This window comes from Methanosarcina barkeri str. Wiesmoor (genome assembly GCF_000969985.1).
GTDB classification, from domain to species: domain Archaea; phylum Halobacteriota; class Methanosarcinia; order Methanosarcinales; family Methanosarcinaceae; genus Methanosarcina; species Methanosarcina barkeri_B.
This window is the reverse complement of the sequence record NZ_CP009526.1, coordinates 462,865-475,980: the sequence shown is the minus strand read 5'-3', so window position 1 is coordinate 475,980 and position 13,116 is coordinate 462,865. Positions and strand designations below refer to the sequence as shown.

Here is a 13,116-nt window from a genome sequence, read left to right as displayed (position 1 = left end):
TAATTAAGAAAAAATTTATCCCTTTTCTGGAAGTGAGAATTATGAGTGAGCTTGAGATTATCGAAGCTGCGCTTTTTGCTGCTGGCAGGGCAGTAAGCCTCGAAAAGCTTACAAAAATTACAGGAAAACCCAAAAAAACCGTCCTTTCGGCAATACAGAAATTGACAGAGATTTATTCTTCCCGAGGATCCGGGATTGAGATTCTTGATCTTGAAGAGCGGTATGTTATGCAGGTCAAGCCCGAATACTCCGATCTTATGCGGGAAGTCGCCCCAAAAGAGCTTTCAACCCCAAAACTTCGTACCCTTTCCATGATTGCCTATCATCAGCCCCTGCTCCAGTCAGACCTTATTGATATGAGAGGAAGCGGAGCTTATGATCATATAAAAGATCTTGTAGAGCGAGGTTTTGTAGAGTCAGTGCCCTGCGGGAGAAGCAGGCAGCTTTCCACAACCCCTCTTTTTGCAGATTACTTCGGGCTTAAAAGAAATGACCCTAAAGCCATAAAAGAGAAAATCCTTGACCTTTTGAGATCCCAGGCAGGACAGAGTGAGATCAACCTCTGGATAGGAAAGAAGACCATTGCCGTTACTCCCATGTATGAATCTCTTATGAGCATGTGCGGGATCAGGGAATACTCTGTAGCCAATGCCTACTCGCCTTCGAAGGAGGAAATCTCCCGCCTGCTTGAAGCCGATGTTGTTGTAGTCTCGGCCGGGTATTCTGATACTGTACGGCAGTACTGCGATGGAGAGATCCTTGAGATGCATTCCACAACTTTTGAAGACCTTATAGAAGCAATTGCCTTACTTGCTGAGGAACTTCCCGACGAGGTAGACTCCAAAACAGTGGAAAAAAGCATTAAAAAAATTCGAGAAACCAGGGAAAGATATGTTTCTGCTGCCGTTCTTATCGAGAAGAAGGTCAAGCCGGCAACTGAAATGGTTTCAAGAATTGTAAACGACCTTTCCCTTGGAATTTCTGCAGAGGGCGTTCTTATCGCACCTGACTATGGAGTTTCGAAAAGTGGGGTTAAAATTGAAAAAGGAGCTCAGATCCTCATACCCACACACCGCAGTATTGAAGGCGACCTTCTCCAGAGGGTCTGTGCAAAGTATGATTCTATTCTTGAAGGCCTTGAGAAGTTTAAAGACTGAGGTGCTTTATTGGTGCACAAATTCCCTCATCTCTTGTTATTTTTTTAAAATTACGGGAGCCCTTAATTTAAGTTTTTCTGTGGCATTTATATTCTATATATAAAGCATTTATATAGTAACCTGGGTATTTAACTATAGCTTTATATACTGGTTAGAGGATATTACCTTTGCTTTATATACTGAGGGTTGACTAATGAGCGAATCTAGCATCAAGATCGAAAATGTGGTTGCATCCACTAAACTCGCTGAAGAATTCGACTTAACCGTTATCGAATCAAAGTTCGAAGGAGCCGAATACAACAAGCAGAAGTTTCCCGGACTCGTTTACAGAGTTTCAGATCCTAAAGCTGCATTCCTGGTCTTTACTTCCGGTAAGGTTGTCTGTACAGGGGCAAAAAACGTTGCCGATGTACATACAGTTATAGGCAACATGGCGAAAAAACTGAACAGTATAGGGATTACGACTATAGAGAACCCTCAGATTACTGTCCAGAACATTGTTGCTTCTGCAGATCTGCATACGATTTTGAACCTGAATGCAATTGCAATAGGGCTTGGACTTGAAAATATTGAATACGAGCCTGAACAGTTCCCTGGCCTTGTGTACAGGATCGATGACCCCAAAGTAGTTGTGCTTATCTTCAGCTCCGGAAAACTGGTAGTTACAGGTGGCAAGACCCCTGAAGATTGTGAGAGAGGTGTTGAGGTCGTCCGCCAGCAGCTCGACAACATGGGGCTTTTATAAGAACCCTCAATATATTAATATACCACTTTTCGGAAGTAAAGTAACTAATAAATAATAAACTGATAATTATACAATAAAACGGATTTTGCGGTGCGTGTAGAGGTTCCGGCAAAGGATATGTGTGAGACGTGAACAGTGCAGATGTTTGCATTCTTATTCCCACCCTGAATGAAGCTTCAACAATAGGGCAGCTTATCAAAGACTTTAAGCAGGAAGGTTTTTTCAATATTCTGGTAATTGATGGAAACAGCCAGGATGGCACAGGGCAAATTGCAGAAGCTGAAGGCGCAAAAGTTGTCATGCAAACCGGAAAAGGTAAAGGGCAGGCAATGATTCAGGCGTTCGGACTTATAAAGAGCCCTTACGTAATAATGGTTGATGGCGACGGAACATATCTTGCCCAAGAGGCTTATTCCCTTCTCAAGCCTGTGCTGGAAGGCCATGCCGACCACGTTATAGGTAACCGGCTGGAGAAATACTCCCGGGGAGCGTTTACAAGGCTCAATCTTGTGGGAAACCATTTGATAAATATGTTTTTTGACATTGCATATGGCGTGAAATTAAAAGATATCCTCTCGGGATACCGTGCGTTTACGCTTGAAAGTGTAAAGGAACTTGAACTTAATAAGACAGGTTTCGAAATCGAGACCGAAATTTCTGTGGAATGTATTCTTAAAAAACAGAAGGTTGAAGAAGTCCCTATCACTTACTTGCCAAGGAGTGAAAAAGGTTCAACCAAGCTAAATCCGGTAAAAGATGGGTTCAGAATCGGGTCTACTATCTATAAGCTTGCAAAATTGCATAATCCAATGTTTTACTTTGGAATTATAGGGTTCATCTTAATCATTGCAGGCCTGTTCACAGGAACCTTTATTGTAGTCGAGTGGTTCCGGGGAATCGATCATATCCCGCTTACTATTCTTACAACCCTACTGATCATATTTGGCCTTCAGATGTTTATCTTCGGGACTTTGAGTGATTTCATATTAACCCTCCATAGGCAAACAATCCGGTTAATCATGGAGCAGAATAAACAGAGAAAGTAAAGAGCTCTCATAAAGACGATTTGTATTTTTATTATTTATTTTTTACAATGCCCACTTTTATGGGATTCTTCTTTTTGCGGTAATTTCCAGGTATCTGATCTCTCGAATCTCTTTTTATTTTGAGGTCTTCATCATCTTCTCCGAAAACCCTTAAAAAACAAGTTTACTTGCTTTTTATTCAAAGAAGGTTTAGTATATATTTATAAAACATTTATTTTAATTTCACATCTCATGTTTTTCAGTAACTACAGACATACAAGTAAAGTAAACTTGATTACGGTTAAAGTTAATTTTTTAAAAAGTGTTATATATAATTACGCGCCTTTTATGATCTAACTCACTCTTGCCCTAATTACAGATTAATCTTACAGACACATTTTACAGATGATCAAAAGCTTGAGGTTAATAATATGACGATCGTGGAAGATGCACAAAAAGGGATTATTACTGAAGAAATGAAGATTGTTGCAAAGGACGAAGGACTTGACCCTGAATTCATCCGTCGTGGTGTTGCAGCCGGAAGAATTGTTATTCCAACCTCCCCATACAGGCAGGTAAAGATCTGCGGTATAGGAGAAGGGCTCAGGACCAAAGTCAATGCATCCATCGGTGTATCCTCGGATATTGTTGATGCAGACATGGAAGTTAAAAAAGCACAGGCTGCCGAAGCTGCAGGTGCAGACACCCTTATGGAGCTCGGAACTGGTGGAGACTTCCTTGCAATCAGGAAAAAAGTCATTGACAGTATTTCCCTTTCAGTCGGTTCAGTGCCTCTTTACCAGGCCTTCATTGAGGCCGCAAGGAAATACGGCTCAATCGTGGATATGACCGAAGACGAACTCTTCAAGGCAACCGAAGACCAGGCAAAGCTCGGAACTAATTTCATGGCAATTCACACAGGAATCAACAATATCACCATGGACCGCCTTAAAGCCCATGGCAGGTACGGTGGCCTCTGTTCCCGTGGTGGCGCCTTTATGACTTCCTGGATGCTCCACAATGAAAAGGAAAATCCACTTTATGCAAACTTTGATTACCTTGTTGAGATCCTCAAGGAACACGAAGTAGTCCTCTCTACCGGAAACGGTATGCGTGCAGGTGCAGTCCACGATGCAACCGACCGTGCCCAGATCCAGGAATTAATTATTAACTCCGAACTGGCCGACAGAGCCCACAAGCAGGGTGTGCAGGTCATTGTCGAAGGTCCGGGTCATGTCCCTCTCGACCAGATAGGAACCAACGTAAAACTCATGAAGGAAATGAGCGGTCACAAGCCATTCTACATGCTCGGCCCACTTGTAACTGACATCGCACCAGGTTACGACCACATCGTAACTGCAATCGGAGCATCGGTTTCTGCTTCATATGGCTGTGACTTCCTTTGCTATGTAACTCCTGCAGAGCACCTTGCCCTTCCAAACCTTGAAGATGTTATCACAGGAGTCAAAACCTCAAAGATTGCAGCTCACGTAGGCGATATGGTAAAATATCCAGACAGGGCAAGAGAACAGGACCTTGCTATGGGCAGAGCTAGAAGAGACCTCGATTGGCAAAAGATGTACTCTCTTGCAATCGACCCAGAACACGCAAAAGAAGTTAGGAACAGCAGGGCTCCCGAAGATTCTGACGCCTGCACAATGTGCGGTAACTTCTGCGCCCTCAAGATCGTAAACCAGAACTACAACCTCGCAAAATAAGCAGGTACTGGTAATACAGAGTAAGGCCTTTGGGCTTTACTGATATAATATTTTTAAAATGAGGTTCATGTTTTTATTCTCACTGAACTCTTTTTTCTTTCCTATCTTTTCCAGTAAATTTCTATACTCTGTTAAATTCAACATTTTTAATGTAGTATGCAGTCCTTGTTTTCGCCGTTTTGGCAGTTTAACGATAACTTTTTAGATTATCATCTTAAAAATCTGTTTGGATCTGTTGCTAAATGAACTGGAAAAGAGTGCAAATGAGTCTGATTCTGCCGCAAAAAGCCGGAATACATCTCGATTTATTTGGACACGTGAATGTAGAAACAAATGAATCCGAATACTTCAGGTAACACGCTTTAATACTTCAGGTAAAAAACATTTAAACATTTCAGGTAACACGCTTTTAAGAATTCAAATAAAAAACATTTAAACATTTTAGATAAAACGCATGAGTTTAAGGTTACTTAAGTGTCCTTAATCTTCAATTTCTTTTTGTATAGGGCATTTCTCCAGTTATTTCTCACCTGTTAAAACTTACCCTGTTTAGTGAACTTTCTTATTTTAGCCGTTGAATAAAGATTTTCTATCAGAAGCGATACAATTATTTGCAACAACGTTTCTGGAAACGAACAACATGTATTACGATATAATCGAATCTCCAATCGGTCCCATTCTTCTGGCAGGGAATGAAAAAGGACTGAAACATCTTGATTTCTTGAAAGGCAAGAAAAGAATAGAAATCCCTGCTGACTGGATAGAAAATAAAAAGTTTTTCAGGGAGGCTGCAAGGCAGCTTGAAGCTTATTTTTCCGGGAAACTAGAATCTTTTGACCTTAAACTGGCTCCAGAGGGAACGGATTTTCAAAAGTCCGTTTGGAAAGCTCTATGCGAAATTCCCTATGGGGAAACCCGAACTTATAAAGAGATAGCTGTATCTATCGGAAAGCCCAGAGCTTATAGAGCTGTGGGGCTTGCAAATAACCGAAATCCAATTGCGATAATTATCCCCTGCCACAGGGTCATAGGCTCAGATGGAAAACTTACAGGTTATGCAAGTGGGCTGGATATAAAGGAATTTTTATTGAAACTTGAGGAAAACAATTTGAGATAAGAATAACACAAAGATTATCTAAATTCTCTGTAATTCGCAGGAGAAATCATTATGGAGCTTAAAAAAAAGATTGAAAGCATTATCAAAGAAACCGTTGCAAGTCCAGGCACTGAGACTAGATATCGTAAACCTCTAGTAGGCTATGCTTCAGCGAGTGACCCAATTTTTGATGACATGAAGAAAATCATTGGTCCTCACCACCTGCATCCTAAAGAGATTTTCCCCGAAGCAAAAACTGTTGTTTCCTTCTTTCTGCCATTTGAAAAAAAACTTGTGAATCTGAACTGGCAGTCTCCTGATCCTATAAAAGAATGGATTCAGGCCAAAAGTGAAACCGACGGTCTCATAGGGAAAATCAACGAAAAACTAAAGGCTAAGCTAGCAGAAGAGAATATACAGTCAGTTGTGCCCGGAACTGTTTTTGATTATAAGAGTAAAGGTTTTGACGTTGCCTGGTCTCATAAAAGTGCTGCTTATGCTGCGGGCCTGGGCACTTTTGGAGTCAACCAGATGCTGATTACGAAAGCCGGGTGTGCAGGCCGTTTCGGGACTTTGCTGATTTCTGCCGAAATTCCTCCTACTCCACGCCCGAAAGAAGAGTTCTGCCGCTATAAAAAAGGAGAGAGATGTCTTGTCTGTGTGGACAAGTGCCCGGCTGGAGCCCTCAGTGTAAGAGGGCTTGATAAAGAAAAATGTTACAGGTATCTTCAGGAAAACGCCAGGACTTTTCCCGAACTTGATCAGTTTGCCTGCGGAAAATGTGCAACCGGACCCTGTGCTCTCAGGTCTCGTTGAAGCATTTCTTATCTTCTTTTTTATTTATTACATCGGGAGCGAAGAGGGTTCACTTCATCACCATTCTTTACAGGCTGTCCGACAATTACCACTAATAATAATCAAACTCCTTTTTTTTCGATTTAAAAGCTTTATATGTCTTATCTCGATATAATCACCGATATAATCACTTTAATTTATAAGCGGTTTTTTAGGTAGTTTAATTTTTGTGACAGTATTCGTTCCTTCATCATAACTCCATAAGAATTATCCTTCCGAAACCGATACAACTCCTTCTTTTCCCTGTAATATGGTACCGTTTGTTATCGTGTTCGGTTTTTTGCTTATTACTCATTCTTCATTTTCCCTAATCTTTTCCTCATTTTCTATTCACTTTTATTATCATTCCAATATTTTTTGATATTAGCCTGTACCTTTTGTCACATTTTGATATTAATTAAGCAGTGGTTTAGATATTCTTTTTAGTAATACAATATATCACAAATAAGAAAAGATTTAATATCAACAACGTTTATAAAATATTATATTATTTGCCAAAAGAATACAGTTAGTTTATACTTGGTTGCAACGTAAGCCAATTTAGAGATTTTATACAAGGTTTAATGTTTCAGATCCTAAATCTTATGAGATTTCGAAATAATTTATCCACATGTTAAGAAATTTAATCGCGATGATAAATATGTCGATGGGAAACAAAGGATAAGTATGCAAATACTGAAATGACTGGTGATACCGTGGATAAAGAGATAGTTACTGAGAATCTATCTAAAAAATATGATGATTTCGAGGCTGTGAAGAGTATTTCGTTCAGTATCAAAAAAGGAACTATATTTGGGCTTCTGGGCCCAAACGGAGCAGGGAAATCCACTACTATTAAGCTCCTTACCTGTCAATTTCCTCCGACCTCTGGTACTGCATACATTGGAGGATTAAACACCGTATTGGATGCAGTAGAGATAAAAAAGAAAATCGGCGTTGTTTTTGAGTCTCAAAACCTGTACGAAGAATTATCGGTTTATGAAAATCTCAACTTTTTCCGCCAGTTATACAATTCTCCGAAGGAAAGAATAAATGAAGTTCTGAAGATCGTAGGAATGGAAAGGTATCAGAAAAACAAAGTAAAGACTTTTTCAAAAGGCATGAAACAAAAGATAATGATTTCTCGGGCCCTGCTCAATGATCCTGAGGTTTTATTTCTGGATGAGCCCGGAAGCGGATTGGACCCACGTTCAGCAAGGGAAATAAGGCAGATGATTCTTGGTCTTAAGGAACAGGGCAAAACAATCCTTATAACGACACATAATATGGAGGAAGCAGATTTTCTATGTGACTATTTGGCTATCATACATAAAGGCTCTATAATAGCTATGGACACACCTGGAAATCTGAAAAAAAAGTATGGTAAAGATGTTTTGATGATCAAGACTGTAAAAGGAGATATTTACGAATCGCCGCTGAATACAAAAGCCAGTAGCGACATTTTTGAGAAACTCTCTGAAAATAATCAGATATCCCTTGTACATTCAAAAGAAGCTACAATTGAAGATGTTTTCATAAAATTAACCGGGGAGAAATTGACTGATGAATCTTAATGTTGTACTGGCTATCTTTAGAAAGGACTTAATATCATCGGTAAAAAGCAAAAATTTATTGATAATACTACTCACTCCGATCTTTTTGTCAGTTCTCTTTAACTCTACGGTTTCATTGACTGATAATACCATAGTACCCATTGCAGTTTATGATGAAGGTTCCAGTGCAGATTTTATTGAATATCTAAGTTCGAGAGATAACTATGACGTAATTATTGCAGACTCGACTGGTAAATCCGAAGAGTTACTTTATAATCAAAAAGTTGCAGCCGTTATGCTTGTGCCGGAAGGCTTCAGTGCCGACATAAAAAATGGACTAGACCCGTCCCTGAATATCATTGTCAACCCTTATGAGGCAAAATCAGTTGCATTTTTGCAAACTTATAAAGATATCATCATGGACTTTGCAGGACAGAAATATCCAGTGAATGTTATCTTAAATACGCTCCCTGAAGACTTACAGTCCAGATTTAACATTCCTATATGGATTATGTTTACTGTAGTATTTGTTGGAATGATGGTTTTACCAAATACGCTGACTACAGAGAAAGAGAAAAAAACCCTTGATGCAATACTTGTGTCACCAGCTTCGGAAAAAGATGTGATTTATGGCAAATCGTTTTTCGGACTATTCCTGACAATACTGATATCTCTGGTTATAATTATTATAAATAAGGGTTTCGTCGGAAACTTCCTATCGACCGCTGTTTTTATAATTCTCGGCTCTGCAGTATTCACAGGCCTTGGGCTTCTAATTGCCAGTTACGCTGATAACTACTCTTCAGCATCTCTGCTTTCCACAATTTTCATGGCACCTCTGATTTTACTTGCTCTGCTAGCCGATTTATCTCAAGAGATTGAGTATATCGCTCATCTTGTACCAAGCACCTACGTGTTTTACGGCATAAAAAGTGCTATGTTGAATAACTCCGGAATCTCTGACCTTTATCCTGAAGTTGGAATCCTTCTTATATTTAATATTCTTGTATATATGCTGACATTTCGCGTTCTCAAGAAGAAGAGATATATATGAACTTTCGACCATATTTTCGCAGAAAGTTTTTGGATTTATGATAGAGATGCCGATTTTTAGAATATACATCAATATAAAATCATAAAAACAGGATACTGGAGAAGAGTATACTGAATTTAAAAACATATTAGATAACCAAATAAAAGTAGATAATCAAATATACAGACTAATACTGAAATTTTATTATCTGGGCAAAATTTCTTTTTATTTCCCCCATGCTGAAGAACTATCCACTATAAAAAAGGAGAAATGCATAATCAGTATGAAAGCTGCCCAATTTGATAAAGAAATTTGAGGAAGAAATTTGAGGAAGAAATTTGAGGAAGAAATTTGAGGAAGAAATTTGATAAAAAAATTTGATAAAGAAAAAAGTTTCAGGCTGCTTCAGAAAAATGTGAAAGCTTTTCCCTGAATCATCAGCCCGCCAAAAGGAAAAATATGTAACATGACACTGTCCACTCAGATCTAGCTGAAACAGAGAAAATTCTTTTTTACTTTTCACAGGACTGCATGATTTTATAATTTCAGTTTATGAGATGAACATGATTCATTGCCGAATTTCAACTCGGTTGCTTATACCGCCGTTATTGGAGTTGAAGTATTCTTCGAAAGATTCTGCGTTGTTACGTTTATCCGTAGGTTAAGATTTCTGTAAGGCAAACTGATATTATCTTCTAACATTTCCTTTTTATCGTTATTGTAGAGCAAAAACTGAAGGTCCATGTTTGTTCCCTCGAAAGGAGGATTTATAGTGACTGCTTTCTTCAGGGTCTCGTTGTTTTCGATGCATATATTTTGCCAGTCAGACGGTAAAGGTAGAAGCGTATCTTCGAGTTTGACTTCCATTGTATAGTTTACGGGCTTTTGCTCATGGTTTATAATTCCCACAATCACGGTTCCATTCTCTCCGAGTACATAGTTAGTAGGATAGTTTTTAGCCGTTCCGTCAGGCCCCAAAATATAAAATTCGGTAGACGGCTCCTGTAAGAATTCGGAACTCTGTTTGGCGTTCATTATTCCCTCGCAGCCCGATGCAAGAAGAGCAAGGCTTATTAGAATCAGTATGACTAGTTTCTGTATATACATCATCCGTCTCACTTCGTCTCTAAATTTCCTAAAAATTTTTATTTTTGACCATTACATTCTCACATATTAATATAATTTTCCAGACCTGTATATTATAAAAAGAAAAAAACCGAGTGATAATTATGCCTTTAATTTCCTTGACTACCGATTTCGGAGACCTCTATCCCGCAGCCATGAAAGCCGTGATTTTGAGAATAAACCCGGCAGCACAGATTATCGACATAACCCATTCCATCCGGCAGGCCGGAATCCGAGAAGGAGCTTTTACGCTCTATTCCCTTGTTCGATATTTCCCGCAGGGAACCGTACATATCGGTGTTGTCGACCCTGGGGTAGGGACTTCCCGTCGTGCTCTTGCCATAAAAGCCGGTCCTAAAGGAGAAGAACAATTTTTTGTCGGTCCTGACAATGGCCTACTGATCCCTGCAGCTCGCCACCTTGGCGAAATTGAAGTATACGAGATCACAAATCCTGAAATTATGCTTAAATCAGGAATTTCTGCAACTTTCCATGGCAGGGATATTTTTGCGCCTGCAGGAGCTTACCTTTCAAAAGGCACACATATCGAGGCAGTCGGCCCTGAAATCTCGGATTTTGTTAGCCTTGATTTCGAAAATTTCGGAATTGACGGGTCCTTCCTTGTAGGCGAGGTTATTTTTGCAGACAACTTCGGAAATGTTATCACCAATATTCCCGAAGAAGTAGTTTTAAAATTCTCTAACTTTGGCTCGCAGATAGAAATAAACAGCAGAAGGGTCCCCTTTGTTCAGACCTATGGTTTTGTAGGGCAAAAAAAGCCCCTTGCCCTTATAGGCAGTCACGGCTTCCTGGAAATTGCCGTAAACAAAGGAAATGCTGCGCTTCAGTTCGGACTTAAAAGCGGGGATCAGGTCGCAATAAAGATCGTATAAAGAGTGGCTGCATAGAGAATGACTGTATAAAGAATAGCTGTATAAAAGCAGGCTATAGTTCCAAATCATTTTAGATCAGAGCTCATCCCAAAACCAATTTTATTCACGTATCAGTAAGAGTTTCTGAATTAGTTTTCAGGATCAGAAACTCTATTGATAATCCAGAACATGATATTCAGAGAAGCAATTTTGAGTTTTGGGGTCAGCTCTAATAAAGCTTAATTGTTTTTCTTTCTCAAAAGTCAACCAGAAACTCGATTCAGCGGAATTTTTATATAACTATCCGGCACAGGCAGTCTGTTTAGAATGAAACTGACTACCTTGAAAACTTACAAGCTTGAAGTTTTCTTTTTATTTGCTCTGGTTATTTTGAGCTTATTTACCCTCTCAGGAAATGGAAATGCAGATAATTCTGCGACAAGCTCTGGGGGAACTTTCTGGCTTCCGTCAACAGTAATGCAATCAGTAGCCGCATTGTATGCCGTGTTTATTGCTATTTTTATACTCTCCCTGCAAAGCAACAGGGAAAGTACTAACTCGATTGCCAACCGGATAAAACCGCCCCTGAAGATAGTATCTTATACGGCAGCAGGGACAATCTATTTTAACGGACTTATACTAATTATTTTTAGCTTTGGCTCGTTTTCCGAAGCCAAAATGAAAGTTCTGTTAGTTTCCTCTCTTATTTCAATGGTTTTATCCCTTATAGCCATCGTTTACACTTCCATAAACTTGCTAAGCAACGTTTCAGGCTTAAAAACCTCATCTGAAAAACTAGTATATATCTCGGATCTTCTTAGAGGACAGGAAGGAAACCCCGTAAGCCCACTAAAACAAAACGAAAAAGATAGACAGTTCTGCATCAAAGCCCTTGATGATGAAAATTCTGAAGTCCGGGCAATTGCAGCCGAAGCCCTGGGCCAGTCAAGAGGTCCTGAAGTAGAAAAGGCACTTATTGGGCTCCTTGAGGACAAGAATTCCAGAGTAAGAATAACTGCAGCCAGAAACCTCGGTCGGATAAGAACCGAAAATGCAACAGAACCGCTAATTAAAAGGCTGGCTGTAGATAAAGACCCTGTATTCCGAGCATGTGCTATAGAATCCCTTGGAAACCTTAAAGACAAACGGGCAATTGAACCTTTAATTAAAAGCCTGGACGACAAAGTTCCCGAAGTCAGGTTAACTGCAGCCCGTTCCCTGGGAATCCTCGGTGGTGACAAGGCTGAAGAAGCCCTTATCGCAAAACTGGATAAGAGCTCTCCGGAATTACAGAAACAGATAATACTGGCTCTAGGAAACTCAGGCAGCAAAAAAGCTGCTGGACTTAAAAGTAAAAAAGCCACAGGAGCCCTTATTTACAAACTAAGAGATAAGGACCCCGAACTTCGAAAGTGTACAGCTGAATCCCTTGGTAAACTGGAAGATCCAGAGTCAATAGACCCACTTCTCGAATGCCTTGGTGATACGAATCCTGAAGTAAGAAATGCTGCTGCATATTCTCTGGGAACTCTCAGAGCTGAAAAAGCAACAGATGCTCTTCTGGGAATGCTGACCGAAGAAGATTCCGAACTCCGAATCACTGCAGTCTATGCCCTTGGGAATATAGGAAGCCGAAAAGCAGTTGATGCACTTCTAAAAACTCTAGACGACAGCAACCCCTGGGTCCGGCGGTACGCCGCAGAAGCCCTCGCAAAAATAGGCGATAAAAAAGCAACAGCCCCTCTTGTCAAAAACTTAAACGATCATGACCCTGAAGTCAGATGGGCTACGGCTGAAGCTTTAAGGTTGCTGGATAAGCAGAACACAAGGTAAAAGAAAATCCGGCTCTTCGTTGTTTTGTGTGGATATCCTCGTAATGTCTTCATAAAACCAATGCGGTCTCGAATTGAAAATTATCTTATCCACAGGGAATGACGAAGAGCCAAAAATCCATTAAA

At 39.9% G+C, this 13,116-nt stretch carries 11 protein-coding genes; 10 read left to right on the top strand and 1 reads right to left on the bottom strand.

The window, feature by feature from the left end:
- Positions 1 to 41: 41 nt before the first annotated feature.
- The 8 genes from scpB to MSBRW_RS02130 all read left to right on the top strand — a co-directional run bounded on the left by scpB (position 42) and on the right by MSBRW_RS02130 (position 9,182).
- Complete coding sequence (gene scpB / locus MSBRW_RS02165) at positions 42 to 1,157, top strand: SMC-Scp complex subunit ScpB (RefSeq protein WP_011305625.1); 1,116 nt, start codon at positions 42 to 44, stop codon at positions 1,155 to 1,157.
- 193 nt (positions 1,158 to 1,350) lie between these two features.
- The gene (locus MSBRW_RS02160; RefSeq protein ID WP_011305626.1) at positions 1,351 to 1,902 is read left to right on the top strand and encodes a TATA-box-binding protein; all 552 of its coding nucleotides are present in this window, start codon (positions 1,351 to 1,353) and stop codon (positions 1,900 to 1,902) included.
- 128 nt (positions 1,903 to 2,030) lie between these two features.
- Positions 2,031 to 2,948, top strand: coding sequence for an S-layer glycoprotein N-glycosyltransferase AglJ (gene aglJ / locus MSBRW_RS02155; protein WP_011305627.1), 918 nt, complete (start codon positions 2,031 to 2,033; stop codon positions 2,946 to 2,948).
- Between the two features lie 410 nt (positions 2,949 to 3,358).
- On the top strand, positions 3,359 to 4,645 hold the full coding sequence (thiC, locus tag MSBRW_RS02150; RefSeq protein WP_011305628.1) for a phosphomethylpyrimidine synthase ThiC: 1,287 nt from the start codon (positions 3,359 to 3,361) through the stop codon (positions 4,643 to 4,645).
- 640 nt (positions 4,646 to 5,285) lie between these two features.
- Complete coding sequence (locus tag MSBRW_RS02145) at positions 5,286 to 5,762, top strand: methylated-DNA--[protein]-cysteine S-methyltransferase (RefSeq protein WP_011305629.1); 477 nt, start codon at positions 5,286 to 5,288, stop codon at positions 5,760 to 5,762.
- Positions 5,763 to 5,813: 51 nt separating this feature from the next.
- The gene (locus MSBRW_RS02140; protein WP_011305630.1) at positions 5,814 to 6,557 is read left to right on the top strand and encodes an epoxyqueuosine reductase; all 744 of its coding nucleotides are present in this window, start codon (positions 5,814 to 5,816) and stop codon (positions 6,555 to 6,557) included.
- A gap of 719 nt (positions 6,558 to 7,276) precedes the next feature.
- On the top strand, positions 7,277 to 8,149 hold the full coding sequence (locus MSBRW_RS02135) for an ABC transporter ATP-binding protein (protein WP_011305631.1): 873 nt from the start codon (positions 7,277 to 7,279) through the stop codon (positions 8,147 to 8,149).
- Entirely contained in the window at positions 8,139 to 9,182 is a 1,044-nt protein-coding gene (locus tag MSBRW_RS02130; protein ID WP_011305632.1) for an ABC transporter permease, read from the top strand. The genes MSBRW_RS02135 and MSBRW_RS02130 overlap by 11 nt, the downstream gene beginning before the upstream one ends.
- Before the next feature lie 573 nt (positions 9,183 to 9,755).
- Here the strand turns inward: MSBRW_RS02130 and MSBRW_RS02120 are convergent.
- Positions 9,756 to 10,271, bottom strand: a complete 516-nt coding sequence (locus MSBRW_RS02120; RefSeq protein WP_011305633.1) for a DUF1616 domain-containing protein — start codon at positions 10,269 to 10,271, stop codon at positions 9,756 to 9,758.
- A 119-nt stretch (positions 10,272 to 10,390) separates the two neighbouring features.
- Between MSBRW_RS02120 and MSBRW_RS02115 the strand changes: the two genes are divergently transcribed.
- Positions 10,391 to 11,179 carry an SAM hydrolase/SAM-dependent halogenase family protein gene (locus tag MSBRW_RS02115; protein ID WP_011305634.1) on the top strand — a complete coding sequence of 263 codons (789 nt, stop codon included), beginning with the start codon at positions 10,391 to 10,393 and terminating at the stop codon, positions 11,177 to 11,179.
- A gap of 306 nt (positions 11,180 to 11,485) precedes the next feature.
- Complete coding sequence (locus tag MSBRW_RS02110) at positions 11,486 to 12,991, top strand: HEAT repeat domain-containing protein (protein WP_011305635.1); 1,506 nt, start codon at positions 11,486 to 11,488, stop codon at positions 12,989 to 12,991.
- Positions 12,992 to 13,116: the final 125 nt, after the last annotated feature.

Bases quoted from the DNA above. Each gene is read 5' to 3' on its own strand.
- scpB (WP_011305625.1), top strand. From the start codon at position 42: ATGAGTGAGCTTGAGATTATCGAAGCTGCGCTTTTTGCTGCTGGCAGG.
- MSBRW_RS02160 (WP_011305626.1), top strand. From the start codon at position 1,351: ATGAGCGAATCTAGCATCAAGATCGAAAATGTGGTTGCATCCACTAAA.
- thiC (WP_011305628.1), top strand. From the start codon at position 3,359: ATGACGATCGTGGAAGATGCACAAAAAGGGATTATTACTGAAGAAATG.
- MSBRW_RS02145 (WP_011305629.1), top strand. From the start codon at position 5,286: ATGTATTACGATATAATCGAATCTCCAATCGGTCCCATTCTTCTGGCA.
- MSBRW_RS02140 (WP_011305630.1), top strand. From the start codon at position 5,814: ATGGAGCTTAAAAAAAAGATTGAAAGCATTATCAAAGAAACCGTTGCA.
- MSBRW_RS02135 (WP_011305631.1), top strand. From the start codon at position 7,277: ATGACTGGTGATACCGTGGATAAAGAGATAGTTACTGAGAATCTATCT.
- MSBRW_RS02130 (WP_011305632.1), top strand. From the start codon at position 8,139: ATGAATCTTAATGTTGTACTGGCTATCTTTAGAAAGGACTTAATATCA.
- MSBRW_RS02120 (WP_011305633.1), bottom strand. From the start codon at position 10,271: ATGATGTATATACAGAAACTAGTCATACTGATTCTAATAAGCCTTGCT.
- MSBRW_RS02115 (WP_011305634.1), top strand. From the start codon at position 10,391: ATGCCTTTAATTTCCTTGACTACCGATTTCGGAGACCTCTATCCCGCA.
- MSBRW_RS02110 (WP_011305635.1), top strand. From the start codon at position 11,486: ATGAAACTGACTACCTTGAAAACTTACAAGCTTGAAGTTTTCTTTTTA.